The following is a 26,935-nucleotide window of genomic DNA, read 5'->3' as shown; positions in this document are numbered from 1 at the left end:
TATTATGACTTGACCGTTAAATCGTTTTTGACGCTTTTCACGCCGTCAACGGCTTTGGCGATACTTTCTGCGCGAGCGACCTGAGCCTGATTATCGACTTCTCCGCTCAGTTGCACCACGCCCTCATGGGTCTCTACTTTTACCTTCCGTGAAGGAACGATGTCATCCGCCAGCAATTTGGCTTTAATCGAACTGGTCGTCACCGTATCGTCGGCATAGGAACCGACGGACTGCGTATCATTGTCCTTGATCTGAAGTTTGTCGCTGACAGACTTCACACCCTCTGTGTTGCTCGCGATCTGCACCGCATGCGTCGCTATTTCCTGACTACCGACGAACCCGCTCAGGGTGACGGCGCCATTGGTGGTGGCAACCGAAATATCGCCGCTCTTGATGGTTTTATCTTCCAGCAGCGCGCTCTTTACCTTCGCGGTGGTCGCGCTGTCGCTTATGTAGCCTGAAGCTTTATTCACGGAGCTATCGACTTTCTCACCCGTTGTATCTGCGGCGCGTTGTGTTTTTTGTCCCAGCGTGTCTTCAGCCAGCGCATTGCCGCCGGCAAGAATAGAACCCAGAACAACCGCGATCAGAGATTGAGTCAGTTTGGTCTTTGTCATCGATTTCTTCCTTTTCTGTTTTTATATGCCCGGACAAAACGACGCCGGGCGAATTAACGCAGGTGATTACGAATGCAGCGCCATCAGGGTTTCTGCCCCAGAAACCGTCGCGCTTAACGCGTTCGGCATAAACATCATATAAACGATGAAAAACAGCGTACTATCTTTAGAATCAGTGAAAACACCAATACAAAGAACTACCCGTAATCGCGTTAATAGTTAAACAAACCAAAATAATTAACACGTTGTTAACTATAGACCACGACGTCGCAAATCACAGGGCAATATCGATAAAAGAAGGGGATCCGGCGGCAATTAAGATTTGTCTGTCGCCTGAATTTTCTGGCGTTGCAGGGCTATAAGACGGGATAACAAACTGATAAATAGACAAACAATAAAATAAAACACCCGAAATAATCATGACTTGCACGATCGTTTCGGGTGGTCGAATTTTATACGCCGAACGCGCGATTAATGTTCGCGGGTTTTATGGAGCGACACTTCCGGGTAGCGTTCCCGCGTCAGGTTCAGGTTAACCATTGTCGGGGCGATATACGACAGGTTATCGCCGCCGTCTAACGCCAGATGCTGTTCGTTCTTGCGTTTGAACTCTTCAAACTTCTTCACATCATCGCATTCAACCCAACGAGCGGTAGAGACGTTGACGGATTCGTAGACGGCTTCCACGTTATATTCGGTCTTCAACCGGGCGACCACCACATCAAACTGCAACACGCCCACCGCGCCCACGATCAGGTCGTTGTTAATCAACGGACGGAACACCTGTACCGCCCCTTCTTCCGAAAGCTGCACCAGCCCTTTCAGCAATTGCTTCTGCTTCAACGGATCGCGCAGACGGATGCGGCGGAACAGTTCCGGCGCAAAGTTAGGAATACCGGTGAACTTCATCTCTTCGCCTTGGGTAAAGGTATCCCCAATCTGGATGGTGCCGTGGTTATGCAGGCCGATGATATCGCCGGGATAAGCCTCTTCGACATGAGAACGGTCGCCGGCCATGAAAGTCAGCGCGTCGGAAATCACCACGTCTTTGCCGGTACGCACCTGACGCAACTTCATCCCCTTCTCATACTTGCCGGACACCACGCGCATAAAAGCCACGCGGTCACGGTGTTTCGGGTCCATATTGGCCTGAATTTTAAACACGAAGCCGGTGAATTTTTCCTCATCCGCCGTGACCTGACGGGTATCGGTTTTCCGCGGCATCGGCGCCGGCGCCCAGTCGATCAGGCCATCCAGCATGTGGTCGACGCCAAAGTTACCCAGCGCCGTACCAAAGAAGACCGGCGTCAAACCGCCAGACAGGAAAGCATCCAATTCAAATTCATGCGATGCGCCTTTCACCAGTTCCAGTTCTTCACGCAGCTGCGACGCCAGTTCTTCGCCGATAGCGATGTCCAGATCCGGGTTATCCAACCCTTTTACGATACGCACTTCCTGGATCGTATGGCCTTTACCGGTCTGATAAAGATAGGTCTCGTCTTTATACAAGTGGTAAACGCCTTTGAACAATTTGCCGCAGCCGATAGGCCAGGTAATAGGCGCGCAGGCGATTCTCAACTCGTTTTCCACTTCATCCAGCAGTTCCATCGGATCGCGGATGTCACGGTCGAGTTTGTTCATAAAAGTCAGGATCGGCGTGTCACGCAAACGGGTCACTTCCATCAGCTTACGGGTACGATCTTCAACCCCTTTCGCCGCATCAATCACCATCAGACAACAGTCCACCGCGGTCAGCGTACGATAGGTATCCTCGGAAAAGTCTTCATGCCCCGGGGTATCCAGCAGATTAACCAGGCAGTTATGATAGGGAAACTGCATCACGGACGTGGTGATGGAGATACCGCGCTGTTTCTCCATCTCCATCCAGTCGGATTTGGCGTGCTGATTCGAACCACGGCCTTTGACCGTACCGGCGGTTTGCAGCGCCTGTCCGAACAGCAACACTTTTTCCGTAATCGTGGTTTTACCCGCATCAGGGTGAGAAATAATGGCGAAAGTTCTTCTTTTCGCGACTTCGCGAGCGTATTCACTTGGAGACATGATTTTCAGGTTTCTTCTGTTAGTCACCCGGCGTCGGCATCAAATCACGGCGATGACGGCGTCAGGCAAAGCGAAAATAGTAGCGAGTAAACGTAATGCCGGGACGAATAAACCTGCGGTATTACAGCTTACGAATAATGCCGGGTATTTTCCCTGATTTAGCGACTATACACAATCGGTGACTGAAGGCGCGGAAAAACCGCGCGCAATCCGTTGCATGCAAAGATGCCGTCGTCATTTATTCAGGCCTTGCCGCCGTCATTTCCCGTCTCGTCGCCGTCATCTTCTTTTAACGGCGTGCTGGCGGTCAGCAGATAAGGCGACTGCTGCCAGCGGGTGCGGCGATTCTGCAACAGCGTACGCGTGAGAATGATGCCGATAGCCAGCGACAGCAGGATCATTAAACGCAGAATATTGGTGGTGTTATCCACCTGCTTGGCTTCCGTCCCCAGCACATGCGTATCCAGCGTAACGCGCAGGAAACCTATCGGGCCGTCTTTCCCCTCAATCGGCTGCACCAGTTGATGGTTAAAGTAACTGCCGACCCGATTGCCGTCCAAGGCCAGCCGATCGCGGAGCGGCACCTGTTCACCGGCGCGCGCCACCAGCGAGCCGTCCTGCTGATAAATGCCGGCATCCAAAATACGGCTGTGATCGGTAAGTTGCTTAAGGATACTATTGATTCTCTGGCTGTTATCATCCGCGCTCTCCATCAGGGGAGAGAGACTGAATGCAACCTGTCTGGTCAGCGTGCGGGCCAGGTCTTCAACCTGTTCGGAACGCGCCATCTGATGACTTAGACTGAAATAGGAAGCCCCCTGCATTAAAATCACCAGCAGAGCTAAGCAAATCAACACAATGGCTGTGCGATGTAGGCGGAATTTTACCCGGGCCCGAACCATGAGAATCCTTACGCGATTTGGATACTTTATGTTGCCAGAAGCGCCGACGATAGGATAGCTTGTTGCCCTGTTTTCCGACCAATATGTTTGTGGCGACGGCTGTACATGCCGAGTTTTCGGCGTCCGGCCACGCGTTATTACCGTCAGTAGAGGAACTGCCCCATGTCGAATAGTCTGACCTATCGTGATCTCCCGGATGAGATTAACTGTTGGCCCGGACTGCCGCTATCGCTGAGCGGTAATGAAGTCATGCCGCTCGATTACCGCGCCGGCGATACCGGCTGGTTGTTGTACAGCGACGTGCTTGATAAGAATTTACTTTCCCGTTATCAGCGTCGCCTGGGCGCGGCGATGGTTATCGTCAGCGCGTGGAATGTGGGCGATTATCAGGTTGTCCGGCTGGCGGGTACGCTGACGCCGCGGGCGACCAAGCTCGCGCACGATCTGGGGTTGGATGTCGCCCCGATGCGTAACTCTCCGACGCTGCGGGCGCCCGGTTTACTGGTGATGGATATGGACTCCACGGCAATCCAGATCGAATGTATCGATGAAATCGCCAAACTGGCCGGTACCGGCGATTTGGTTGCCGAAGTCACCGAACGAGCGATGCGCGGCGAGCTGGACTTTTCCGCCAGTTTGCGCCAACGCGTGGGAACCTTAAAGGACGCCGATGCGAACATCCTGCTCGAAGTACGCAACAACCTGCCGCTGATGCCGGGGCTGACCGATATGGTAAGTCAGCTTCAGGAAGCCGGCTGGCATGTCGCCATCGCCTCGGGCGGATTTACCTATTTCGCCGATTATCTGAAGGAAGAACTGGGCCTGGTCGCCGCCGTCGCCAACGAAATGGGCATGCGCGACGGCAAACTGACGGGGGAAGTCGTCGGCCCGATCGTCGATGCGAAATACAAAGCGGCCACGCTGCGCAAGCTGGCGGAAAAACTGGATATTCCCATGGAACAGACCGTCGCTATCGGCGACGGCGCCAACGACCTGCTGATGATCAAAAGCTCTGACCTGGGCATCGCCTATCATGCCAAGCCCAAAGTCAACGAACAGGCCGCCGTGAGCATCCGTCATGCCGACCTGACCGGTGTATTATGCATCCTCAGCGGCAGCATGAGACACGAAAAACGCTAATCCGAGTAGAGGTTACCTGTGGCAAAAGCCGTCAAACGCGCCTTTGTATGTAATGAATGCGGGGCCGACTATCCGCGCTGGCAGGGACAGTGCAGCGCCTGTCACGCCTGGAACACCATTACCGAAGTTCGTCTGGCCGCGGCATCTTCGTCCTCGCGCTCCGATCGCCTGAGCGGCTATGCCGGCGAAAGCGCCGGCGTCAGCCGGGTGCAAAAGCTATCGGAAATCAGTCTGGAGGCATTGCCTCGTTTCTCCACCGGCTTTCAGGAGTTCGACCGGGTGCTGGGCGGCGGCGTGGTGCCGGGCAGCGCGATTCTCATCGGCGGCAACCCCGGCGCGGGCAAAAGCACCCTGCTGCTGCAAACGCTGTGCAAACTGTCTGAACAGATGAAGACCCTGTATGTGACCGGGGAAGAGTCGCTGCAACAGGTGGCCATGCGGGCGCATCGCCTCGGTTTGCCGGCGCAGAACCTGAACATGCTGTCTGAAACCAGCATCGAGCAGATCTGCCTGATAGCCGAACAGGAACAGCCGAAGCTGATGGTGATTGACTCTATTCAGGTCATGCACCTGGCCGATATTCAGTCATCCCCCGGCAGCGTGGCGCAGGTGCGTGAAACCGCCGCCTACCTGACCCGCTTCGCCAAGACGCGCGGCGTCGCCATTATCATGGTCGGCCACGTCACCAAGGACGGCTCGCTGGCCGGCCCGAAAGTGCTGGAGCACTGCATCGACTGTTCCGTGCTGCTGGACGGCGACGCCGACTCCCGTTTTCGCACCCTGCGCAGCCATAAAAACCGCTTTGGCGCGGTCAACGAACTGGGCGTGTTCGCCATGACCGAACAGGGGCTGCGCGAAATCAGCAATCCTTCCGCCATTTTCCTCAGCCGCGGCGACGAAATCACCTCCGGCAGTTCGGTGATGGTGGTGTGGGAAGGTACGCGTCCGCTGCTGGTGGAAATTCAGGCGCTGGTGGATCAATCCATGATGTCCAACCCGCGCCGCGTAGCCGTCGGGCTGGAACAAAACCGGCTGGCGATCCTGCTCGCCGTGCTGCATCGCCACGGCGGCTTGCAGATGTCCGATCAGGATGTGTTCGTCAACGTGGTCGGCGGCGTCAAGGTCACGGAAACCAGCGCCGATCTGGCGTTATTGCTGTCGCTGGTCTCCAGCCTGCGCGATCGCCCGCTGCCGCAGGATTTGGTGGTGTTCGGCGAAGTCGGGCTGGCCGGCGAAATACGCCCGGTACCCAGCGGACAGGAACGTATCGCCGAGGCGGCCAAACACGGTTTTAAACGCGCCATCGTGCCGCACGCCAATATGCCGAAAAAACCGCCGGCCAACATGCAGGTTTTCGGCGTCAAAAAGCTGGCCGACGCGCTGGATATTCTCGACGATCTGTAACCGTTACGATTCCACAGAGGGCTTGCCAATCGCCGGAAGCGATGGTTAACGTCGCACGAGCCCTCCGCACAGACAATATCGAAGTTTTTCAGCAGGCGACGACGCGCTGTGGTATTTTGTTTAGTACGCTAAACAGGAGTGTCGGAAAATGCCACCATTCGATTATCTGAAATCCGCTATCCGGAAAAAAGGATGTACCCTGCAACAGGTCGCCGATGCGACGGATATGACCAAGGGTTATCTCAGTCAATTACTCAATGCCAAGATAAAAAGCCCCAGCGCGCAAAAACTTGAAGCCCTGCACCGTTTCCTCGGCGTTGAATTTCCCCGCTACGAAAAAAAGATCGGCGTGGTATTCGGCAAGTTTTATCCACTACACACCGGACATATTTATCTTATCCAGCGCGCCTGTAGTCAGGTTGACGAATTGCACGTCATTCTGGGCTACGACGAGCCGCGCGACCGCCTGCTGTTTGAAAACAGCTCCATGTCGCAGCAGCCGACCGTCAGCGACCGTCTGCGCTGGCTGCTGCAAACCTTTAAGTACCAGAAAAATATCCGCATTCATTCGTTTAACGAGCAGGGAATGGAACCTTACCCGCATGGTTGGGACGTGTGGAGCAAAGGAATTCAGGCCTTTATGCAGGAAAAAGGCATCCAGCCCAATTTTGTCTATACCAGCGAAGAGCAGGATGCGCCGCAGTACCGCGAACATTTAGGCATCGAAACGGTATTGGTCGATCCCAAACGTTCGTTCATGAACATCAGCGGGTCGCAGATCCGTCACGATCCTTTCCGTTTCTGGGAATATATCCCGACCGAAGTCAAACCCTTCTTTGTGCGCACCGTCGCGATTCTCGGCGGCGAGTCCAGCGGTAAATCCACGCTGGTCAACAAGCTGGCCAACATCTTCAATACCACCAGCGCCTGGGAATACGGTCGAGATTATGTATTTTCCCATCTGGGGGGCGATGAAATGGCCCTGCAATATTCCGATTATGACAAAATCGCATTGGGCCAGGCGCAGTACATTGATTTCGCGGTAAAATATGCCAATAAAGTGGCGTTTATCGATACCGACTTCGTCACGACCCAGGCATTCTGCAAAAAATATGAAGGCCGCGAGCACCCGTTCGTGCAGGCGCTGATTGATGAGTATCGCTTCGATCTGGTTATTCTGCTGGAAAACAATACGCCGTGGGTGGCGGACGGATTGCGTAGTCTGGGCAGCGCGCCTGCGCGGAAGGAATTTCAGCATCTGTTGATGAGCATGCTGGCGGAAAATGATGTCCCGTATGTCCATGTCGAGGATTCAGACTACGACTCGCGTTTTCTGCGCTGCGTCGAGCTGGTGCAGCAAATGCTGGGACACAATCGCGAGACAATACCCTCAGGACGGCTGGAATAGCCTTATTCCCCCCAGCGCCAGCAGCGCGACGGGGTAATGATTTCCGGCAACGGGATGTCCCAGCTCTCCACCGGCAGGGCATCGACCTGCTGGCAGTCATGCGCCAGACCGATGGGATAGGGTCCGCGCGGCGTTCGATGACGTAAGGTTCGGTCATAGAAACCGCCGCCCATCCCCAGACGTTGCCCCTGACGGTCAAACGCCACCAGCGGCGTCAGCAGCACATCCAGCTGTTGCAGGGGCAAGACCTGCCGCACATCGAGGCGCGGCTGTAAAATCTTCAGCCGGTTCAATACCAGTTCGGTATCCGGCGCATAGCGCAGGAACAGCAGATTTCCCGCGCTGAAAGGGTGCAACACCGGCAGGTAAACCTGTTTGCCCTGCTGCCAGAACTGTTGGATCAACGGTTTGGTATCCAGTTCGCCGTCAAACGATAAAAATGCCGCGATAGTATCGGCATGACGGATTTTCGGATGCGCGGACGCCCGCGCCAGTACCTGTTGAGCGGATAATGCCTGTTGCTGCGCGCTGAGCTGACGGCGCTGCCGCCGCACATCCTGACGGATTTGCTGACGAAGCCGGGAAGAAAGCGACACTGTGGATGATGGCATCGGCTGCATACGAAATGGAGGCTGTCGCCGTGGCTGAAGGTAGAAAGAAAGGGAATCTCCGAGATGCCGCCGCAGGCTGTAACCCTTGAACCCTTGGTTCAAGGTGAACATAACGTCGCAGTCTTAAGGCTTCTCGGACTAGCCGAGCATGCTCACCAACCACGGAGCGTTACATTCTATTGGTTTGAAATATCGGCTCAGGGGACTGGCCCGCTGACAAACATCTCAGAGAAATTTTATTCGTTACTTGCTATAAACCTTATCACGTCTTTTCGCTTAAGAACACCGTACTTTTGTCAAAACCGGATGTTACTCAAACTGGGCGCCCTGACGATCGGTAATACGGCCCTGCTCCAACAATGCCTGTTCGATAGTCTGTTGCAGCATACGGATACGCTGCTCCATGTTGGCCGCATAATCACGGGTTTTGTTCCGTTCCTGCGCCAGTTCATGACACACATTCAGCGCGGCGATAAACACCAGCTGCTCGGTGTTGGTGACTCTGGTGCGAACTTTAAGATCTTGCAACCTTTGGTTAAGATCTTCCGCAGCCTGATTCAACGCATCCTGCTGCTCTGGCGGACAGTTGACTCTTAACGAACGGCCAAAAATCTGAATATCTACTGGTTGTGCAGACATACCACCTTCCTGCCTTATCTCAATTTCGCGCCCGCACAGGATGAATCCCGCGCTGCCTGGCAGCGGTCGGTTTAAGCGGGCGTCACTATATATATCCCCAATATAAGATACAAGCCCTTTCTGGTATACCGATGGAGCTTGGTGGTAGCATAACATGAACTAACCCTGCCAACGATGACGAATGCGCATGTCTATAGAGAATACGTTTCCAGGCTATGAAGCCATTGACCAATTGCTGCGCCAGCAGCAGATCGCACTAACCGCCGCCGAGATGCATGGATTGATCAGCGGTATGCTGTGCGGCGGCAACCATGATGACAGTTGGAAAACCCTGGTTTTTGAACTGACCAACGAAGGCATGGCCTTTCCGCAACTGCTGTCCCAGCCGCTCCAGCATCTGTATCAAGTCACGCGGGAAATGCTTGAAGATGAAGGTTTTATGTTCCAGCTTTTTCTGCCGGATGACGACAGTGAATCGGTCACGGTGTTTGCCCGCGCGGATGCCTTGTCGGGTTGGGTAAACCACTTTTTGCTGGGATTAGGCGTGGTTCAGCCCCATTTGAATAAAGCGAAGGGCGAGTTGAAAGAAGCGATCGACGATTTACGCAACATCGCCCAGCTTGGCTATGACGAAGATGAAGATCAGGAAGAGCTGGAACAGTCCCTTGAAGAAGTCATCGAATACGTCCGCGTTTCGGCCATTCTGTGCCATAACGAATTTATCAGCCCGCAGGTTGTCGCCCCGGAGCAAAAAAAGCCGACGCTGCATTAATCCCATTGATGGCGGGCGAGAAAGTAAACGAAACGCAATATTTTCAGGAGCGGGAAATGAACCAACAAGAATTCCTTCGCCGTCGCCAGACACTGCTGGAGAAAATGGCTCCCGCCAGTGCCGCGATTATTTTTGCGGCGCCCGAAGTCGCACGTAACGCCGACAGCGAATACCCTTACCGGCAAAACAGCGATTTCTGGTATTTCACCGGTTTTAACGAGCCGGAAGCCGTGCTGCTGTTGATTAAAAGCGATGAAAAACATCAGCATAGCGTGATATTCAACCGGGTTCGCGACCTGACGGCGGAAATCTGGTTTGGCCGCCGACTTGGGCAACAGGCCGCGCCGGCCGCATTGGGCGTTGACCGTGCGCTGCCTTTTGATGAGATCGGCACCCAACTGCATGTCCTGCTGAACGGTCTGGATGTCGTCTATCACGCTCAGGGACAATACGACTATGCCGACAAACTGGTCTTCTCCGCGCTGACGACGCTGCGTCAGGGAACGCGCCAGGGGTTCATCGCGCCGCCGACGCTGACGGACTGGCGTCCCTGGGTACATGAAATGCGGCTATTCAAATCCCCGGCGGAAATTGACGTGATGCGCCGCGCGGGCGAGATCACCGCGCTGGCCCATACGCGCGCCATGCAGACCTGTCGTCCCGGTATGTTCGAGTACCAGTTGGAAGGGGAGATTCACCACGAATTTACCCGTCACGGCGCGCGCTATCCCTCTTACAATACCATCGTCGGCAGCGGCGATAACGCCTGCATTCTGCACTACACGGAAAATGAAACCCAGATGCGCGACGGCGATCTTGTGTTGATTGACGCCGGCTGCGAATATCAGGGCTACGCCGGGGATATCACCCGAACTTTCCCCGTCAACGGCAAGTTCACCGAACCGCAGCGCGCCATCTACAACATCGTGCTGGCGTCGCAGCATAAAGCGCTGGAACTGTTCGCCCCCGGTCGCAGCATCCGCGAAGTCAATGAGGAAGTGGTGCGCGTCATGGTAAGCGGGCTGATCAAGCTGGGCATCCTGAAAGGAGACGTCGAGCCGCTGATAGCGGAACAGGCGCATCGCCAGTTCTATATGCACGGGCTGAGCCACTGGCTCGGTCTGGACGTGCATGACGTCGGCGATTACGGCTCCACCGATCGCGGCCGTCCGCTGCAACCCGGCATGGTGCTGACCGTGGAACCCGGCCTGTATATTGCGCCCGACGCCAACGTTCCCCATCCCTATCGGGGAATCGGCATCCGTATTGAAGATGACATTTTGATCACGGAAGACGGTAATGAAAATCTGACCGCCGGCGTAGTAAAAGACGCCGACGCCATTGAAGCCTTGATGGCAAAAGCAGCCGGATAACTCGGGGCAACCAACGCACCAACGGCTTGAAAGATGACGGGATAAGATATGACGGTAATGATTGTCGGCGGCGGCATGGCCGGCGCGACGCTGGCGCTGGCGATAGCCGAGCTTTCACAGGGAAACGTGCCGGTTGAGTTGATTGAAGCCCAATCGCCGCTCGATCGCCGGCATCCGGGGTTTGACGCGCGCGCCATCGCCCTATCGGCAGGCACCAGCCAACAGTTGGCAAACGTCGGCATCTGGCAGGCGCTGGCCGGCTGCGCGACCCCGATAACCCGGATACATGTCAGCGATCGCGGCCACGCCGGCTTTGTCGACCTGAAAGCATCCGACTATTGCGTACCGGCGCTGGGTCATGTGGTCGAGCTGCACGAGGCCGGACAGCGCCTCTTCTCACTGTTGCAAAAAGCGCCCGGCGTTCGTCTGCACTGTCCGGCGAAGGTGGTTGACGTCGCCCGCACGCAGAACGCCGCCACGCTAACGCTGGATAACGGCGCAACGCTGACGGGGCGATTGCTGGTCGCCGCCGACGGCTCGCTTTCCCGTCTGGCGCAGTCTTGCGGCATCGAGTGGCGGCGACAAGACTATAAGCAGATCGCCGTCATCGCCAACGTCACCACCACCGAGCCGCATCAGGGACGGGCGTACGAGCGCTTTACCCCTCACGGGCCGCTGGCGCTGCTGCCCATGAACAAGGGCCGCAGCGCGCTGGTCTGGTGTCATGAGGAAAACAAGCAGGATCTGGTGGATAGCTGGAGCGAAGCCGAATTCCGCCGTCAGTTGCAGCTGGCGTTTGGCTGGCGTCTGGGCGCCTTTACCCACATCGGCGAACGTCGTAGCTATCCTCTGCGCCTGCTGACGGCTAATCAGCACATTCATCATCGTCTGGCGCTGGTGGGCAATGCGGCGCAAACGCTGCATCCGATTGCCGGACAAGGATTCAATCTGGGGCTGCGCGATGTGATGTCGCTGGCGGAAACCCTGGTCGACGCGGTGAACCACGGGCAGGACCCTGGCGGCTATGCGGTTCTCAGCCGCTACCAGCAGCGCCGTCAGCCCGACCAGCAGACCACGGTGGCGATCACCGACGGTCTGGTCAGACTGTTCGCTAACCGCTATACCGCATTAGAGATTGGGCGCAATCTGGGCCTGATGACCATGAATAATCTGCCGCTGCTGCGCGATGCCCTCGCCCGCCGTACGCTGGGCTGGGTGGAACGTTAAGCGCGCCAACGGGATATAACAGGAAGAGGTGTATGCAATCATTCGACGTGGTTATCGCCGGCGGCGGTATGGTCGGTCTGGCGCTGGCTTGCGGCTTGCAGGGCAATGGCCTGCGTATTGCCGTACTGGAGCAGCGGCCGACCGTCCCTCAGGCGCAGGAAAAAGAATATGCGTTGCGGGTGTCCGCCATCAACGCCGCCAGCGAACGCCTGCTTCGCCATCTGGGGGTGTGGGAAAACCTGACGGCGCAGCGGGTCAGCCCCTACAACGACATGCAAGTCTGGGATAAAGACAGCTTTGGCAAAATCAGCTTCAGCGGCGAGGAGTTCGGTTTTTCCCACTTGGGCCATATCATTGAAAACCCGGTTATTCAGCAGGCGCTGTGGCAACGCGCGTCTCAACTGAGCGATATCACCCTGCTGGCGCCCGCCGCGCTGAAACAGGTGGCCTGGGGAGAAAACGAAGCCTTCATTACCCTTCAGGACGGCGACATGTTAACGGCGCGGCTGGTGGTCGGCGCGGACGGCGCGCACTCCTGGCTGCGTCAGCATGCCGATATTCCCCTGACTTTCTGGGATTACGGCCATCATGCGCTGGTCGCCGGCATCCGCACGGCATCTGCGCATCAGTCGGTCGCGCGGCAGGTCTTTCACGGCGACGGCATTCTCGCGTTTCTGCCGCTTGGCGATCCGCATCTCAGTTCCATTGTCTGGTCGCTGCCGCCAAATCAGGCGCAGACCATGCTGACGTTGCCGGTCGAGGAGTTTAATAAGCAGTTGGCGACGGCGTTCGATACCCGGTTGGGCCTGTGCAAACTGGAGAGCGAACGGCAGGTCTTTCCGTTAACGGGCCGCTATGCCCGCAGTTTCGCCGCCCATCGTCTGGTGCTGATCGGCGATGCCGCGCACACTATCCATCCGCTGGCGGGCCAGGGCGTCAATCTTGGTTTTATGGATGCGGCGGAATTGATTTCTGAGCTGAAACGCCTGCAAGCGCAGGGTAAGGATATCGGTCAGCATCTCTATCTGCGGCGTTATGAACGTAAACGTAAACACAGCGCCGCCGTGATGCTCGCCAGTATGCAGGGATTCCGCGAATTGTTTGCCGGCAACAACCCGGCCAAAAAGCTATTGCGCGATGTCGGCCTGTTGCTGGCGGACAACCTGCCCGGCGTCAAACCGACGTTGGTGCGACAGGCCATGGGGTTAAACGATTTACCCGCCTGGCTGGATGAACAGCGCTAGCCGATGCACAGCCTATTCCCCCGCCTCGCAGGCGGGGATGTCGTAATAGCGGGAGATTATTCGTCCGCGCCGACGCGCACCACCAGCTTGCCGAAATTTTTCCCCTGCAACAGCCCGGCAAACGCCTCCACGGTATTCTCCAGTCCATCCACCACATCTTCGCGGTATTTGATTTTGCCTTCCGCCACCCACGGAGAGACCGCTTGCCAGAATTCATCGAAACGATGACCGTAGTCGTCAAAAATGATGAACCCCTGTATGCGAATGCGTTTTTTCAGAATGGTTCCCATCAGCAACGGCAGGCGATCCGGCCCATCAGGCAGCGCGGTGGCGTTGTAGCTGGCGACCAGTCCGCATAGCGGAACGCGGGCAGAGGTATTGAGCAACGGCAGCACCGCGTCAAACACCTTGCCGCCGACGTTTTCGTAGTAGATATCGATGCCGTCCGGGCAGGCCGCTTTGAGCCGATCGGCGAAATCAGCCGCGCGGTGATCGAGACAGGCATCAAATCCCAGTTCCTCAACCGCATAGCGGCACTTCTCCGCCCCGCCGGCGATCCCCACCACATGACACCCTTTTAGCTTACCGATCTGTCCGACCGTCGCCCCCACCGGGCCGGTCGCCGCCGCCACCACCAGCGTTTCCCCTGCTTTGGGTTGTCCAATATCCATCAGCCCCATGTAGGCGGTGAATCCCGGCATGCCGAGCACGCCCAGCGCATAAGAAGGATGTTGCGGAGAAGCGCCCAGATTGGTTAACCCGCGGCCGTCGGAAATCGCATAATCCTGCCAGCCGCTGTAGGCCAACACCCAGTCTCCCACACGGTAATCGGGATGTTGCGAAGCCACAACCCGACTAATGGTGGACCCGACCATGACATCCCCCAGTTCGACCGGTTTGGCATAGGAGGGCGCATCGCTCATGCGTCCGCGCATATAAGGGTCGAGCGAAAGGTAAACCGTGCGCAGAAGAACCTCCCCCGCTTTTACCTCAGGGATCGGATGCCGCTCGATGCGGAAATTCTCCTGCGTGGGCGCGCCGTGCGGACGTGAAGCCAACACAATCCGGCGATTATTCTGAACTGTTTGCGGCATGACGACTCTCCTGTGTAATAAGCGAATGGCTAGGTTGTGGGCCGGGATCGCCGCCGCCTTTGTCCTTGATTAAAAGAGAAAGGCATCCGGCATCAGCAACCAGACATAAAGACCATAATCATAGACTATGCGCCGCCAAAGACGTTCATCCGATACCGGCCTTCTGCCGCGGAGGAACAGCGATAAGAATCAGGCAAATGTCATTAGCGTCAATGCCAATCACCGTATCACCCCACCCTGTCGGCGTCAGGGGGCGGTTTATGATGAGCTCGGCTTTGACGGCTGAAAAAGTACATGGGGTGGTTAATAACGGCGGGCGATTTTCATCAGGCTGCTAATTATGCGAACCGCAGCACGGTTATTTTATCGTCTTTTCGAATAAGCTATTAAGATACCGCGTATCCTGAAACAATGTCGATATATTGGTGTTTTCTATAAACAGCAAGAAATCAATAAGAAATTTCGCATAGACTTATTTGGTTTACATAGCAGAGCTATTATTTTAAATAGTTATAATATTAATAAAATAGGCTTATCTCTCCGCGAAATGAAAAACTTATTTACATAAATATACATTTAGAAATATTAATTTATTTCCATCTTACTCAATGGCGCAATTATTAGCCAATCCCTCCCTTTGATGGCGTGAATATAAAATCGATAATAATTGCCGATAGGTGTAATATCCCGACTGAATAAGATGTTATCCCAGCAGGTATATATACCTGGAATATTCGAGCTGCGGCAAGACGGCATCACCGCATTTGAAGGCGAGCGGCAGATGAGGATCAACGCTTGTTCACTTCGGATATTGCTCTATACCCAATAGATGTCGAGTTGCAGGACAAAACGCATGGCGTTTTGAACAGCGCTTGCGCTGGCCCCGAAGGGCCGAGTAACCCAGCCAACGCACCAGCGACTTGAAAGATGACGGGTATATTAGTTCATCAGTATGATGTATGAATCGGACTTAATTCCGAATAGCACTCGTACGGAATTAAACCTGTTACACCAGGTTATTTAGGAGAGAATAATATGCAGTTACGCACCACAAAGGAAAAAATCCTGATGGCAATACTGATCGGGATAATTGCGGGCCTCGTTTGCGCCCTTGCTAAATTTGGCTGGGAGATCCCGTTTCCACCCAGAACGCCGGCTCGCGATCTGACCAATCCGCCGCAGGAATTATTACAACAGCTTGGTATGTCTTTTGAAATGTCTCATATTACCTATTTGTTCAACGGTAATGCGAGACCAATCATGAGCTTTATCATGCACTTTGGTTTTTCTATTACTTTTGCCGTGCTCTATTGCATCATCGCCGAGTTTAATCCCAAAATTAAACTCTGGCAGGGCGCTTTTTACGGTCTGGTGCTCCACATTGTATTCCACGTTTTCCTGCTGCCGCTGTTCGGCACCGTTCCGGCGCCGTGGGATCAACCGTTTGCCGAACACTTCTCTGAACTGTTCGGTCATATGTTCTGCTTCTGGCTGGTGGAAATCGTCCGCCGCGATCTGCGTAACCGCATCACGCATGCGCCGGATCCTGAAGTCCCCGCGGCTGAAGCCACACGCTGATTCCGCTAACGCGTAACATAACGGCCGCCTTACTCTAAAGGCGGCCGTTTTTTATTCGCCTGTCTGACTCACCGTTTCGACTCGCTTCCCGCCGGCATGAACATTGCCGTTATATACTTTTTTGTCATTAAAAAGTATTTTTTGTGCTTTTACACCTTGACCCGACCTCCCTACATTTACAGCAACATAAGATGGGCTAATGTAAACCTCAAGGAATCAGGGAATGGAAAAAAAATCATCAGCAACGCGATATCCCTCGGCTAAACTTCTCACCGCAGGCGCCTTATCCCTGCTTTTTGCCTTCACCCCCAGCGCATGGAGCGCCGACAATAGCGAAAAACCGGTTCAGGGCGGCATACTCAATGTCGGGCTGGGCAGCGATACGCCAACCATCGATCCCCATACCACCGCCTATGGCGTCGCCGCGCTGGTCACGCGCAACGTTCTCGACTCGCTGGTCGGCCAGGCCGAGGACAACAGTTTTACCCCCTGGTTGGCGGAGCGCTGGGAAATCAGCGACGATCGCAAGGTTTACACTTTCCATTTGCGCAAGGATGTGACTTTCAGCGACGGCACCAAGCTGGACGCGGCGGCGGTGAAATTCAACTTTGACCGCATTCTGGATCCGAAGACCATCTCCCCGTACTCCAAATCGTTGCTGGGGCCGGTCGAGGCCATCGAAACCCCGGACGACTACACGCTGGTCCTGCGCTACAAGGAAGCGTTCGCGCCGCTGTTGCAGGGGCTGAGCCTGCCCTACCTGGGCATTCAGTCGCCGACTTATCTGAAGAACACCCCCAACACCAGCAACACCGTGGTGGGCTCCGGTCCGTTTATTCTCGACTCATTCGTGAAAGGCAGCGGCAGTAAGCTGAGCAAACGCGCCGATTATAATTGGGGGCCGGGCTACGCCGCTCATCAGGGGCCGGCTTATCTGGACGGCATCGAGTTCAAGTTCCTGCCGGAAGCCGCCGTGCGGCTGGGCGCGCTGAACAGCGGACAGGTGCATGCCATCGACGCCATTCCGCCGGTCAACCACGCGCAGGTGCTGAAAAACGGCAAATTGCAGGTGGCCACCTACGAAAACCCCGGCGTCAACCGCGTGCTCTACCTCAACATTGCGCAGGGCCCCTTCCAGGACGTCAAGGTGCGCCAGGCGTTCCAAAGCTCGGTGGACGGCCCGGCAGCGGTCAAGGCCACCTTCTTCGGCACGCTGAAAGCGGCGAACAACGTTCTCGGCCCCTCCACGCTGTACTATGATCCAGCCGTCGCTTCCACCTGGGGATTCGATCCGAACAAGGCTAATCGTCTGCTGGATGAGGCGGGCTGGTCGACGAAGGACGCTCAGGGCTACCGCACCAAAGACGGCAAACGCCTGACCGCGCGCTTCATTTACGTCGCCAACAATCTGGAATCGGCCGATGTGGCCCTGTTTCAGGCGGTGCAGTTCCAGGTCAAACAGACCGGGTTCGATCTCCAGCTCGATCCGGTGGATTCCGGCATCTTCTCCAGCCGCACCGCCTCCAGCGACTATGACATCGCCTCCAACTACTTCGTGCGCCCCGAGCCGGACATTCTGCGCACCGTGTTCCACTCCGCCTACATCCCGCCGCAGGGCAACAACCACGCCCGCGTAAACACGCTGGACGACAAACTGATCCGCGCGGTAGGCGCCGGCGACGAGGAACGCAAGCGCCTGTACCATGAAGTGCAGCGTGAAGTGATCGAACAGGCTTACGTGGTGCCGCTGTACGTCCCGGCGTTCCAGTTGGGGCTGTCGAAGAAGGTACACGGCGTCAGCTGGGCCACCAACGCCAAACCGAACTTCTACGATGCCTGGATTAGCCGTTAACCTACGCGCCGCCGGCCAACGCCTGTTCACCATCGTCGCCGTGCTGTGGGGCGCGGCGACGCTGTCGTTCATCGCCGTCAAGCTGATTCCGGGCGATCCGGTGTCGATTATTATCGGCGGCGGCGACGCCGTGGTGGACGAGGCGTTCCGCGCCGAGCTGGTGCAGCAATTCGGCCTCGACCAGCCGCTGTGGATGCAATACCTGCGCTACTGCGGACAGGCGCTGAGCGGCGATCTGGGCGACAGCTACCAGTTTCGTCAGCCGGTGGTGACGGTGATCGCCACCGCACTGAAGGAAACCGTGCCGCTGGCGCTCAGCGCGCTGTTTCTGGCCCTGACTCTGGCGATCGTCAACGCGCTGGCCACCGCCGGGCGGCAGCATCGCCTGCGCCGCCTGCTCTCCGGACTGGAGCTGATTCTGCTCAGCACCCCGGTGTACTGGATCGGCATCCTGCTGCTTACCCTGTTCAGCTTCAAGCTCCAGTGGTTCCCGATTACCGGCAACGACGGCATCGCCGCGCTGGTGCTGCCGGTGATCACCCTGAGCCTGCCGCTAATGGCGGTGTTCAGCCAGGTGCTGCGGGACGGCCTGGAAGAGGCGCTGTCGCAGCCTTTCGCGCTTACGGTGCGTACGCGCGGCGTCGGCGAGACCGCGCTGCGCCTGCGTCACGCCTTGCGCCACGGCGCGCTGGCGATCTCCACGCTGACCGGCACGCTGCTGGCCGGCGTGCTGGGCGGTTCGATCCTGACGGAGACGGTATTCGGGCGCGCCGGCATCGGCCAGATCACCCTGCTCGCCATCGAAAACCGCGACATGCCGCTGGTGCTGGGGCTGGTGATGTTCTCCGCCTTTCTGTTCGTGGCGATCAATCTACTGATCGACGCGCTATACCTGCTGATCGATCCGCGTCTGAGGAAAAAGGAGTTGCCCCATGAGCAGTGATCCCGTGCTGCTGCCGCGCAGGCCGGCGCCGGTTTACCGTAATCCCTGGTTGGCGGCGGGTACGCTGCTGCCGGCGCTGATCGTCGCGCTGCTGGTGCTGGCGGTGTTCTTTCCGACGCTGTTTACCCGCTACACCCCGAACGACATGGATTTCGCTGCGGTGTTGCAGCAGCCGAGCACGCACCACTGGTTCGGCACCGATCAGCTTGGCCGCGACGTATTCGCCCGCGTGGTCCACGGCACCTCGCTGTCGCTGACCATCGGCGTCGGCGCCACCCTGCTCGCCTGCACGGGCGGCATCCTGCTGGGGACGGCGGCGGCGCTGGCGCCGCGGGCGCTGCGTCAGTTGCTGGTACGCCTGCTGGACATCCTGCTCGCCTTTCCCGACCTGCTGCTGGCGCTGCTGGCCATCGCCGTGCTGGGACGCGGTCCGGAGAATACGCTGCTGGCCGTCGGGCTGGCCGGCATCGCGGGCTACGCCCGGCTGGTGCGCTCGCAGGTATTGCAGGTCAAGCTATCCGGCTACGTCGAACACGCCGTGGCGCTGGGAGAATCGCCGCTGTACATCATTCTGCGCCACATCGTTCCCAATACCGTGCGTCCGCTGCTGATCCTGGCGACCATCGGCATCGGTCAGGCGGTGCTGGCGGCCTCCGCGCTGAGTTTCCTGGGGCTGGGCGTGACGCCGCCCACCGCGGAGTGGGGAGCGCTGCTGTCCGACGGCCGCAACTTTCTGGACAGCGCGCCCTGGGTCAGCCTGCTGCCGGCCAGCATGATCGCCCTGTCCGTCATCGCCATCACCCTGCTGGGACGCCGGTTACAATCCATCGTGGCAAAAGGCGGCGCATAATGACTTCCCAAACAAAGCAACATCCCGCTCAACCGCTGCTGCGGGTGGAGAGTCTGCACGTTAGCTTTCCCTCTCCGCACGGCCCGGTGGAGTCGGTGAAAAACCTTGGTTTTCAGGTGAATCCCGGTGAAATTCTGGCGCTGGTCGGCGAATCGGGTTCCGGCAAATCGGTTACCGCGCGCGCGCTGGTCGGACTGGCGGGCGAACATGCCGACGTACACGCCGACGCCCTCGATCTGCTGCGTCATGACGGCAGTCGCTGCGACCTGCGCTACCTGACCGATCGCGACTGGCGAGGCATTCGCGGCCGCGAGATCGGCTTTATCTTGCAGGATGCGCTGGTCTCGCTCGATCCGCTGCGCAGGATCGGTCAGGAAGTGGCGGAGCCGATCCTCACTCATCGGCTGGCGCCGCGCTCGGCGGTCGCCGGGCGGGTGGCGGCGCTGCTGGAGCAGGCGGGCATTCCCGACCCGGTCAACCGCGCCGCCCAGTATCCGCATGAACTCTCCGGCGGCTTACGCCAGCGGGCGCTTATCGCTTCCGCGCTGGCGGGCGGTCCGCAGCTATTGATTGCCGACGAACCCACTACCGCGCTGGACGCCACGGTGCAAAAGCAGGTGCTGACGGTGTTTACCGCGCTGGCGCAGGCCGGTCACGGCGTGCTGCTGATCACCCACGATCTGGCGGTGGTCTCGCAGGTGGCGGACCGGGTGATCGTCATGCAGAAAGGCGAACTGGTGGAGTCCGGTTCCGCCCGCCAGGTGCTTTCCGCGCCGCAGCATCCTTATACCCGCCGCTTGCTCGCGGCGATCCCCACCGCGGCCACGCGCGGCAACTGGCTGGCGGGCGAGAATCCGCTGCGCGATCTGCCCGCCGGGGTCTTGTCGTCGCTCAGCGCGCACGACGAAACGGTTTCGGAGGTGGCGTTGAAGGCGGAGCGGGTATCGGTCTCCTTTACCCGCCCTGACGGCAGCCGAATGCATGCCGTCAATCAGGTATCGCTGGAGGTGCGACGGGGTGAAACGCTGGGCATCGTCGGCGAGTCCGGTTCGGGTAAAACCACCCTGGGGAAAGTCATTCTGGCTTTGCGGAAACCGGATAGCGGCGAGGTATGGCTGGCGGATAATCCCTGGAGCGCGTTGCCGGAGCGTGAACGCCGCCCGCTGCGCGCCCGTATTCAGACCATCACCCAGGATCCGCTCGGTTCGTTCGATCCGCAATTCACCGTGGCGCAGATCCTCCAGCAGCCGCTGCGTTTACGCCGCGATCTCAGCCAGGCGGATCGGCAACGGCGCATCCTGACGCTGCTGACGCTGGTCGGGCTGACGCCGGACCTGCTGACGCGCCGCCCGACCGCGCTCTCCGGCGGTCAGCGGCAGCGGGTGTCGATCGCTCAGGCGCTGGCCTCGGAACCGGATTTGCTGATCTGCGACGAGCCGGTTTCCGCGCTGGACGTCACCACTCAGGCGCAGGTGCTGGATTTGCTGGTGGCGCTACAGCGTCAGCTGCGGCTCACCATGCTGTTTATCTCCCACGATCTCGGCGTGGTGCAGCATATGAGCCATCGGATTGCGGTGATGAAAGACGGCGAAATCGTGGAAACCGGCGACGTGGAGCAGATCTTCAACCAGCCGCGGCATCCCTATACGCGGCTGCTGCTGTCGACGGTGAATTAATCCGCAAAACCGCGCCGCACGCTCAACATTCGAGACTTACTGAATGCGCGTGCGGCGTTCGGCCCCGCCCTTGTGACTAAAACGCCAGCACGGCCTGCAACAGATTGCGCGCATAAGGGTGCCGTACCTGCCCCAGTCGCGTAATGTCATCGACCCGCTCGATAATGCGCCCTTGCTGAAGGAATACGACCCGTTGACATAAATAGCTAATCGCCGTCAGATCGTGGCTGATAAACAGATAGGTTAGCCCCAGTCGCCGGCGTAAATCGGCCAGTAAATCAAGGATCTGCACTTGAACGGTCATATCCAGCGCGCTGACCGCCTCGTCCAGCACCATGAAATCCGGCTTGCCGGCAATGGCGCGGGCGATACAGACGCGCTGCATCTGCCCGCCGCTGAGTTGATGCGGGAAACGCTCGCAGATCTCTTCCGTCAGCCCGACCTGCTCCAGCAATGCAATCACCTGCCGCCGTATCTCCTGGCGCGGGATGCCGCCTTGCACCAGCAGCGGTTCAGATACGATGCTCAGTACGTTCATAAACGGGTTGGACGACGAGGTGTAATCCTGAAAAACCGCGCTGACGCGCGTTTGTGTTTTACGCCGCGCTTGCCAGAAGCGCGACGACGCATACAACGGCTGACCGGCTAGCCGAACCTGACCGCGCTTCGGCGCCTCCAACCCCAGAACAATACGCCCCAGGGTGCTTTTACCGCTGCCGCTTTCGCCGATAACGCCCAGGCACTCGCCGGCCTGCACGCTGAACGACACGCCGTGCAATACAGGCATCCAGACGCCGTCATCCTGCGAACGATAGCCGTGATGAATGTCGTTCACTTCAACCAAGTCGCTCATGCTCCGCCTCCTGATATGCCGCATCCCGGTCGCGCCGCGGCGGATTGACCAGAGCGTGATAACGCTGTTGCAGGGCCTGACGCGACGCCACCAGATAGCGGGTATGCGGGTGATGGGGATGACGCAGCACCTGCTGCGCGTCGCCCTGCTCCACCGCACGCCCCTGCTGCATCACCAGCACCCGATCGGCGATATGATTCACCACGCCGAAATCATGCGAGATAAAAATCATGGTGGTGCCCAAACGTTCGCGGATCGCGCGGAACTCCTGCATGATCTCGTACTGCGTCACCGAATCGAGCGCCGTTGTCGGTTCATCGGCAATCAGCAGTTGCGGCTCCAGCGCCAGCGCAATGGCGATCATGATCCGTTGCAGCATCCCGCCGCTGATCTGGCAGGGGTATTTATCAAATAGTCGCGTGACATCGCGCAGCCGCACCCGTTGCATCATGTCCAGCGCCAGCCCGCGGGCATCGCCCTTGTTCAACGCCAGATGCGCGCGAAAGGTTTCCACCATCTGGCTGCCGAGCGTCTGCAAGGGATCGAAGGCGCTCATCGGGTGTTGCAGGATCATGCCGATGGTTTTACCCCGCAGGCGACGCATCGCCTCCGGCTCCTGCGCCAATAAATTCATGTCATGCAACCAGGCCTGACCCGACGGGATAAACTGTCCGCCCAGCAGTCCCACGAGCGCGCGACAGGTGAGGCTTTTGCCGCTGCCGCTTTCGCCGACGATGCCGAGACAGGCATGGCGAGGCAGCGAAAAAGAAATGTCATGCAGCAGGCGACGCCGCCCGGAGACCAGCTCAACCTGTAAATTCTCTACCCGTAATAGATCGCTCATCAATGAGACTCCCGCGGGTCCAGCGCATCGCGCAGACAGTCGCCCAACAGATTAAATGCCGCCACCACAATCAGAATCGCCAGCCCCGGCGCCAGCATTTGCGTCGGATGGATCATCATCACTTTCTGCGCCTCGCTCAACATCGCGCCCCACTCCGCGGTGGGCGCCTGCACGCCCAACCCGAGAAACGACAGCGCGGAGATACTCAGGATCACCCAGCCGGTATCCAGCGTGGCCAGCACCACAATCTCCGCCAGCGAATTCGGCAAGAGATGGCGGCGCAGGATAAACCACAGCGGCGTTCCGCTGGCGCGTGAAAACAGAATATAGTTTTTCTGACTGTGTTTGATAACGATCCCACGGATCATGCGGGTATACCAGGCCCACTTCACCAGGATATTGGCCAGGATCACGTTAAACATGCCGACGCCCAGCACTCCGACGATCGCCAGGATCATCACCTGGCTGGGAAACGACAGCATGATATCGCAGCAGCGCATCATGACCTCATCCAGCCGCCCGCGAAAATAGCCGGATAAGAAGCCGAAGACGCAGCCGATGACGATGGTGATCGCCATCGTCAACAGCGCCAGAAAGAGCGTGGTCTGTACGCCGAACATCAGTCGGGACAGCACGCAGCGCCCCAGATGGTCGGAGCCCAGGGGAAAACGCGCGCTGAAGTCGGCATATTTGCGCGCGATATTGATTTTATTCGGATCGTTGGGCGCCAGCCAGGGCGCGAAAATGCCGATCAGCGCCACCGCGACGATCACCAGTAAACAGAGCAGCGCGACTTTATCACGCAGCAGCCTGTGCGAAAAAAGCATATTATCCCTCTTGCCGTAGAGCCGGATCCATCCAACGCTGAATGATATCGACCAACAGATTGCAGATCACAAACAGCACGCCCATCATCAGAATATAAGCCTGAATGACCGGGTAATCACGGCTGAAAATCGCCGAGATGCAGAGACGCCCAACCCCCGGCCAGGCGAAAATATTTTCGATGATCACCGTTCCGGCCAGCAGTTGCGGGATACTCATTCCCAGCGCGGTGATGCTGCTGTGCAGCGAGTTTTTCAGCACATGACGCAGAATAATGCTTTTTTCAGCCAGCCCGCGCGCCCGTGCATAATACACATAATACTGCTGCATATTTTCCAGCATATTATTGCGGATCAGGCGGATATAGACGGCGACGTAAACCATGGACAGCGTAACCGCGGGCAGAATGATGTGTGAAAACGTGCCGCTGCCGCTGGTTGGCAGCAAGTCCCACGACAGCGCTAACCACCAGATCAGCAATAGCCCGAGCCAGTAGCTGGGCATCGCCGTGCCGAGGAACACCAGCGTGCGGACCAGACGGTCAAAAACGCTGTCTTTATAGACCGCGCTCAGCACGCCCAGCGGCACGCTGACGCACAGGATAATCACCAGAGACAACGCGGCAAGCGCCAGCGTCGCCGGTAAACAACGGGCGATTTCATCCAGCACCAGGCGATTATTGATGTAGGAATAGCCGAAATCCAGCCGCAGCGCATCATACAGCCAATAGAGATAACGGATCAGAAAAGGGCGATCCAATCCCAGTTGCTGACGCATCTGGGCGATCGCCTCCGGCGTCGGGATTATTTCATTCACCCGTAAGGCGACTTCCGCCGGATCGGCGGGTACCAGATTCAACAGAAAAAATGACAGGAATGAGATCCCTAGCAAAATCGGCAACGTCAGCAACAGACGACGGTAGAGATATTTTTTCACACGGCAACCTATAGCTTTGCAGGCGGAGGACACCACCGAATACATCCGTCATCTTTTCCCGGCGTGTTAAACCCTCTCGCACGGGCGGCCGACGACGGATATATCCGGTTCGTCACATCGGTTAATCGCGATACATGCGATCAAACGGGATCTCAAATTGCGACGGATTGAAATCCACGCCTTTCAGGCTGTTCACAAAAACCGCCCGGTTACGTTCATAGGTCAGCGGAATATAGACGGCCTCCTCATGCAGCGTGGTCAGCACATAGCGATATAATTCCTGCCGCTCTTTCTCATCGGTGGTGATCAGCGCATGTTTGATACTGTCGTCAATCTGCTTTTTCTGCGCCAAACCCTGTTGCGCCGCATAATCGCCGTAAACCGGCAATTTCATGCCGGAAAGGAATGATTGCGGATCGTAGGGCGTTCCCCAGGAGATATTAAACACGATATCGAATTGCCCGGCTTTCAGACGGTCGCGGTAGGCCTGTTCTTCTTCGCCATGCAGTTTGAGCTCAATGCCCAGTTCGGCGAATTCATTTTGCAGATATTCGGCGATCACCTTCTGCGAGGCGGTATTACTGTCGTAATAAATCCCGATAGACAACGGCTTGCCGTCTTTCTGCCGCCAGGTTTGCCCGCTTTTCTGTTGCCAGCCCGCCGCATCCAGCAGTTTTTTAGCCTGTTCCAGATCGTAGTCATAGGGTTTCAGATCGATATTGCTGTACGGCACATTTTTCGCCAGCAACGTATCCGCGGGGATCTCGCTGCCGTTAAAAATCCCTTCCGCGATATCCGTCTTATTCACCGCATGCTGCAACGCCTGACGCACGCGCACATCTTTCAGGTTTTCCGCTGTCGTATTAATCAACAACATGCGGGTTGAAACCGGCGCAGAGAGTTTGGTGGTGAATTTTTTATCTTTACTCAGTTGGGCGAACGCATCGGCATCAATCATGTTTTTACCGTAAATCAACTCGATCTCCCCCTTTTGCAAGGCGAGTAACCGGGTTTGCGTATCGGGAATAACTTTCATCACCACTTTTTCCAGCTTCGGCTTTTCCCCCCAATAATGGGGATTGAGCGTAAATACCGCATATTCATCGGTTTTATGTTCGCTCATAACATAAGGGCCGGTGCCGATATATGCGTTAACGCCTTGCTTCGTTCCCCCTTCTTTCATCGCCGCAGGCGAAATAAAGCGCATCGGACGGGTAACCGCCAGTTCGGTCAGGAAAGGATAATAGGGCTCTTTCAGCGTAAAACGCAGCCGGCGTTCATCCAACGCTTCGACTTTTTCGATAATACGCACCATCTCCAGCCAGCCGTGGCGTTCCCGGTTAGCCAGCACCGCATCGATATTCTGCTTCGCGGTTTGCGCGTTGAACGCCACGCCGTCGCTGAACTTCACATTTGAACGCAGCGTAAAGGTGTACACCTTGCCATCCGCCGAGGTTTCCCATTTTTCGGCCAGCCAGGGGGCGATGCCCTCCGGCGTCACTTTAACCAATGATTCATACAACATGTTCTGCGCCCAGATCTCGCCGGAGTAGATATGCGGGTTGAGATCGCGGGTATCGCGGAAATTAGCAAAAGTCAGCGATTGCGGTTCTTGAGCGGCGGCCGGGCCGGCAAACAGCGGGGCGAGGCAGAATAACAGGGAGGTAATGAGCCGAGAGGATTTACGTTTTCCAGCATGCGTAGCAGATTTAAATTCAGGCATAGTAATAATCCATTTACCAAATAAGCGCCGAAACGCGGAATGAAAGTGATATAAAACCGTCCACAACAGGACAGAAAGGATGATACTGATTATCATTTAAAAAACTATGATTTAGCTCAGGGAAATTGAACGGAAATTACGCGCGGCGCTGATTTAACACCGCCCCGGCCGTGGGTTTGCGCGGCGACATCCTCCCGTCCCCTCGGCGTCGGTCAAGCGCGCATTCATGCCCTTGAGGTATGTTGAAGGTTGGTTTAGAAAACCTGCTTTACAAAATAATTTCACATGGATATAGTTCGGCCAATTTTTTAGCGGAGAACCCTTTTGGACAACCCTGGTTTTCGAACCCAATAACGGGCAAGC

The 26,935-nt window shown here is 57.1% G+C and carries 23 protein-coding genes and 1 other RNA gene; 12 read left to right on the top strand and 12 right to left on the bottom strand.

The genetic code is table 11. The features are described from left to right. Nucleotides 1–2 precede the first annotated feature (2 nt). The 3 genes from osmY to ABRZ28_RS09770 all read right to left on the bottom strand — a co-directional run bounded on the left by osmY (nt 3) and on the right by ABRZ28_RS09770 (nt 3,580). The gene (gene osmY / locus ABRZ28_RS09780; protein WP_319604046.1) at nt 3–617 is read right to left on the bottom strand and encodes a molecular chaperone OsmY; all 615 of its coding nucleotides are present in this window, start codon (nt 615–617) and stop codon (nt 3–5) included. 471 nt (nt 618–1,088) lie between these two features. Next, on the bottom strand, nt 1,089–2,678 hold the full coding sequence (prfC, locus tag ABRZ28_RS09775; RefSeq protein ID WP_319604045.1) for a peptide chain release factor 3: 1,590 nt from the start codon (nt 2,676–2,678) through the stop codon (nt 1,089–1,091). A 242-nt stretch (nt 2,679–2,920) separates the two neighbouring features. Next, nucleotides 2,921–3,580 (bottom strand): YtjB family periplasmic protein, encoded by a 660-nt coding sequence (locus ABRZ28_RS09770; RefSeq protein WP_319604044.1) that lies wholly within the window; start codon nt 3,578–3,580, stop codon nt 2,921–2,923. A 162-nt stretch (nt 3,581–3,742) separates the two neighbouring features. Here ABRZ28_RS09770 and serB point away from each other — a divergent pair, with 162 nt between their 5' ends. From serB to nadR, 3 genes are all read left to right on the top strand, one after another. Then, entirely contained in the window at nt 3,743–4,720 is a 978-nt protein-coding gene (serB, locus tag ABRZ28_RS09765; protein WP_319604043.1) for a phosphoserine phosphatase, read from the top strand. Nucleotides 4,721–4,738: 18 nt separating this feature from the next. After that, a complete protein-coding gene (gene radA / locus ABRZ28_RS09760) occupies nt 4,739–6,124 on the top strand; it encodes a DNA repair protein RadA (RefSeq protein ID WP_319604042.1) in 1,386 nt (461 codons plus the stop codon). Nucleotides 6,125–6,272: 148 nt separating this feature from the next. Then, nucleotides 6,273–7,532 carry a multifunctional transcriptional regulator/nicotinamide-nucleotide adenylyltransferase/ribosylnicotinamide kinase NadR gene (gene nadR / locus ABRZ28_RS09755; RefSeq protein ID WP_319604041.1) on the top strand — a complete coding sequence of 420 codons (1,260 nt, stop codon included), beginning with the start codon at nt 6,273–6,275 and terminating at the stop codon, nt 7,530–7,532. A gap of 2 nt (nt 7,533–7,534) precedes the next feature. Here the strand turns inward: nadR and ABRZ28_RS09750 are convergent, their stop codons facing one another. From ABRZ28_RS09750 to zapA, 3 genes are all read right to left on the bottom strand, one after another. Next, a complete protein-coding gene (locus tag ABRZ28_RS09750; protein ID WP_330520155.1) occupies nt 7,535–8,152 on the bottom strand; it encodes a 5-formyltetrahydrofolate cyclo-ligase in 618 nt (205 codons plus the stop codon). A gap of 42 nt (nt 8,153–8,194) precedes the next feature. Then, nucleotides 8,195–8,378, bottom strand: a non-coding RNA gene (ssrS, locus tag ABRZ28_RS09745) — 6S RNA. A gap of 74 nt (nt 8,379–8,452) precedes the next feature. Continuing rightward, a complete protein-coding gene (gene zapA, locus ABRZ28_RS09740; protein WP_319604039.1) occupies nt 8,453–8,782 on the bottom strand; it encodes a cell division protein ZapA in 330 nt (109 codons plus the stop codon). Nucleotides 8,783–8,969: 187 nt separating this feature from the next. Here zapA and ABRZ28_RS09735 point away from each other — a divergent pair, with 187 nt between their 5' ends. Genes ABRZ28_RS09735 through ubiI form a run of 4 tightly spaced genes read left to right on the top strand, consistent with a single transcriptional unit; the run spans nt 8,970 to nt 13,398 of the window. After that, nucleotides 8,970–9,554 carry a YecA/YgfB family protein gene (locus ABRZ28_RS09735; protein ID WP_330520154.1) on the top strand — a complete coding sequence of 195 codons (585 nt, stop codon included), beginning with the start codon at nt 8,970–8,972 and terminating at the stop codon, nt 9,552–9,554. A 56-nt stretch (nt 9,555–9,610) separates the two neighbouring features. Then, nucleotides 9,611–10,927 (top strand): Xaa-Pro aminopeptidase, encoded by a 1,317-nt coding sequence (gene pepP, locus ABRZ28_RS09730; RefSeq protein ID WP_330520153.1) that lies wholly within the window; start codon nt 9,611–9,613, stop codon nt 10,925–10,927. Nucleotides 10,928–10,975: 48 nt separating this feature from the next. Next, complete coding sequence (gene ubiH / locus ABRZ28_RS09725) at nt 10,976–12,154, top strand: 2-octaprenyl-6-methoxyphenyl hydroxylase (RefSeq protein ID WP_330520152.1); 1,179 nt, start codon at nt 10,976–10,978, stop codon at nt 12,152–12,154. Between the two features lie 32 nt (nt 12,155–12,186). Beyond that, complete coding sequence (gene ubiI / locus ABRZ28_RS09720; RefSeq protein ID WP_330520151.1) at nt 12,187–13,398, top strand: FAD-dependent 2-octaprenylphenol hydroxylase; 1,212 nt, start codon at nt 12,187–12,189, stop codon at nt 13,396–13,398. A gap of 56 nt (nt 13,399–13,454) precedes the next feature. Here ubiI and curA read toward each other — a convergent pair whose 3' ends face one another. Then, nucleotides 13,455–14,492: an NADPH-dependent curcumin/dihydrocurcumin reductase gene (gene curA, locus ABRZ28_RS09715; protein WP_330520150.1), complete on the bottom strand. Its 1,038-nt coding sequence runs from the start codon at nt 14,490–14,492 to the stop codon at nt 13,455–13,457. A gap of 1,035 nt (nt 14,493–15,527) precedes the next feature. Here curA and ABRZ28_RS09710 point away from each other — a divergent pair. The 5 genes from ABRZ28_RS09710 (at nt 15,528) to ABRZ28_RS09690 (ending at nt 21,391) form a co-directional block, all read left to right on the top strand. Then, a complete protein-coding gene (locus ABRZ28_RS09710) occupies nt 15,528–16,070 on the top strand; it encodes a YagU family protein (protein WP_319604024.1) in 543 nt (180 codons plus the stop codon). Between the two features lie 223 nt (nt 16,071–16,293). Continuing rightward, complete coding sequence (locus ABRZ28_RS09705; RefSeq protein WP_319604023.1) at nt 16,294–17,922, top strand: ABC transporter substrate-binding protein; 1,629 nt, start codon at nt 16,294–16,296, stop codon at nt 17,920–17,922. After that, the gene (locus ABRZ28_RS09700; RefSeq protein WP_319604022.1) at nt 17,903–18,865 is read left to right on the top strand and encodes an ABC transporter permease; all 963 of its coding nucleotides are present in this window, start codon (nt 17,903–17,905) and stop codon (nt 18,863–18,865) included. Before ABRZ28_RS09705 ends, ABRZ28_RS09700 begins: the two co-directional genes overlap by 20 nt. Further along, on the top strand, nt 18,855–19,715 hold the full coding sequence (locus ABRZ28_RS09695; RefSeq protein ID WP_330520149.1) for an ABC transporter permease: 861 nt from the start codon (nt 18,855–18,857) through the stop codon (nt 19,713–19,715). Before ABRZ28_RS09700 ends, ABRZ28_RS09695 begins: the two co-directional genes overlap by 11 nt. Beyond that, a complete protein-coding gene (locus ABRZ28_RS09690; protein ID WP_330520148.1) occupies nt 19,715–21,391 on the top strand; it encodes a dipeptide ABC transporter ATP-binding protein in 1,677 nt (558 codons plus the stop codon). Before ABRZ28_RS09695 ends, ABRZ28_RS09690 begins: the two co-directional genes overlap by 1 nt. A 76-nt stretch (nt 21,392–21,467) precedes the next feature. Here ABRZ28_RS09690 and ABRZ28_RS09685 read toward each other — a convergent pair whose 3' ends face one another. From ABRZ28_RS09685 to nikA, 5 genes are all read right to left on the bottom strand, one after another. After that, nucleotides 21,468–22,244: an ABC transporter ATP-binding protein gene (locus tag ABRZ28_RS09685; protein ID WP_319604019.1), complete on the bottom strand. Its 777-nt coding sequence runs from the start codon at nt 22,242–22,244 to the stop codon at nt 21,468–21,470. Continuing rightward, nucleotides 22,228–23,088 carry an ABC transporter ATP-binding protein gene (locus ABRZ28_RS09680; RefSeq protein WP_319604018.1) on the bottom strand — a complete coding sequence of 287 codons (861 nt, stop codon included), beginning with the start codon at nt 23,086–23,088 and terminating at the stop codon, nt 22,228–22,230. The genes ABRZ28_RS09685 and ABRZ28_RS09680 overlap by 17 nt, the downstream gene beginning before the upstream one ends. Beyond that, nucleotides 23,088–23,915, bottom strand: coding sequence for a nickel/cobalt ABC transporter permease (opp1C, locus tag ABRZ28_RS09675; protein ID WP_330520147.1), 828 nt, complete (start codon nt 23,913–23,915; stop codon nt 23,088–23,090). Before opp1C ends, ABRZ28_RS09680 begins: the two co-directional genes overlap by 1 nt. A 1-nt stretch (nt 23,916) precedes the next feature. Beyond that, nucleotides 23,917–24,849 carry a nickel/cobalt ABC transporter permease gene (gene opp1B / locus ABRZ28_RS09670; RefSeq protein ID WP_319604016.1) on the bottom strand — a complete coding sequence of 311 codons (933 nt, stop codon included), beginning with the start codon at nt 24,847–24,849 and terminating at the stop codon, nt 23,917–23,919. A 121-nt stretch (nt 24,850–24,970) separates the two neighbouring features. After that, nucleotides 24,971–26,572, bottom strand: a complete 1,602-nt coding sequence (gene nikA, locus ABRZ28_RS09665) for a nickel ABC transporter substrate-binding protein (RefSeq protein ID WP_330520146.1) — start codon at nt 26,570–26,572, stop codon at nt 24,971–24,973. Between the last annotated feature and the right edge of the window lie 363 nt (nt 26,573–26,935).

The sequence above is a fragment of the Brenneria sp. g21c3 genome (assembly GCF_040240345.1).
Classification (GTDB): Bacteria; Pseudomonadota; Gammaproteobacteria; order Enterobacterales; family Enterobacteriaceae; genus Brenneria.
This window is presented reverse-complemented; position numbering and strand designations above follow the sequence as displayed.

Bases quoted from the DNA above. Each gene is read 5' to 3' on its own strand.
- ubiI (WP_330520151.1), top strand. From the start codon at position 12,187: ATGCAATCATTCGACGTGGTTATCGCCGGCGGCGGTATGGTCGGTCTG.
- ABRZ28_RS09705 (WP_319604023.1), top strand. From the start codon at position 16,294: ATGGAAAAAAAATCATCAGCAACGCGATATCCCTCGGCTAAACTTCTC.
- ABRZ28_RS09710 (WP_319604024.1), top strand. From the start codon at position 15,528: ATGCAGTTACGCACCACAAAGGAAAAAATCCTGATGGCAATACTGATC.
- ABRZ28_RS09680 (WP_319604018.1), bottom strand. From the start codon at position 23,088: ATGAGCGATCTATTACGGGTAGAGAATTTACAGGTTGAGCTGGTCTCC.
- ABRZ28_RS09770 (WP_319604044.1), bottom strand. From the start codon at position 3,580: ATGGTTCGGGCCCGGGTAAAATTCCGCCTACATCGCACAGCCATTGTG.
- zapA (WP_319604039.1), bottom strand. From the start codon at position 8,782: ATGTCTGCACAACCAGTAGATATTCAGATTTTTGGCCGTTCGTTAAGA.
- pepP (WP_330520153.1), top strand. From the start codon at position 9,611: ATGAACCAACAAGAATTCCTTCGCCGTCGCCAGACACTGCTGGAGAAA.
- opp1C (WP_330520147.1), bottom strand. From the start codon at position 23,915: ATGCTTTTTTCGCACAGGCTGCTGCGTGATAAAGTCGCGCTGCTCTGT.
- ABRZ28_RS09685 (WP_319604019.1), bottom strand. From the start codon at position 22,244: ATGAGCGACTTGGTTGAAGTGAACGACATTCATCACGGCTATCGTTCG.
- ABRZ28_RS09690 (WP_330520148.1), top strand. From the start codon at position 19,715: ATGACTTCCCAAACAAAGCAACATCCCGCTCAACCGCTGCTGCGGGTG.
- ABRZ28_RS09750 (WP_330520155.1), bottom strand. From the start codon at position 8,152: ATGCAGCCGATGCCATCATCCACAGTGTCGCTTTCTTCCCGGCTTCGT.
- ubiH (WP_330520152.1), top strand. From the start codon at position 10,976: ATGACGGTAATGATTGTCGGCGGCGGCATGGCCGGCGCGACGCTGGCG.
- ABRZ28_RS09735 (WP_330520154.1), top strand. From the start codon at position 8,970: ATGTCTATAGAGAATACGTTTCCAGGCTATGAAGCCATTGACCAATTG.
- nikA (WP_330520146.1), bottom strand. From the start codon at position 26,572: ATGCCTGAATTTAAATCTGCTACGCATGCTGGAAAACGTAAATCCTCT.
- prfC (WP_319604045.1), bottom strand. From the start codon at position 2,678: ATGTCTCCAAGTGAATACGCTCGCGAAGTCGCGAAAAGAAGAACTTTC.
- ABRZ28_RS09700 (WP_319604022.1), top strand. From the start codon at position 17,903: ATGCCTGGATTAGCCGTTAACCTACGCGCCGCCGGCCAACGCCTGTTC.
- curA (WP_330520150.1), bottom strand. From the start codon at position 14,492: ATGCCGCAAACAGTTCAGAATAATCGCCGGATTGTGTTGGCTTCACGT.
- ABRZ28_RS09695 (WP_330520149.1), top strand. From the start codon at position 18,855: ATGAGCAGTGATCCCGTGCTGCTGCCGCGCAGGCCGGCGCCGGTTTAC.
- nadR (WP_319604041.1), top strand. From the start codon at position 6,273: ATGCCACCATTCGATTATCTGAAATCCGCTATCCGGAAAAAAGGATGT.
- serB (WP_319604043.1), top strand. From the start codon at position 3,743: ATGTCGAATAGTCTGACCTATCGTGATCTCCCGGATGAGATTAACTGT.
- osmY (WP_319604046.1), bottom strand. From the start codon at position 617: ATGACAAAGACCAAACTGACTCAATCTCTGATCGCGGTTGTTCTGGGT.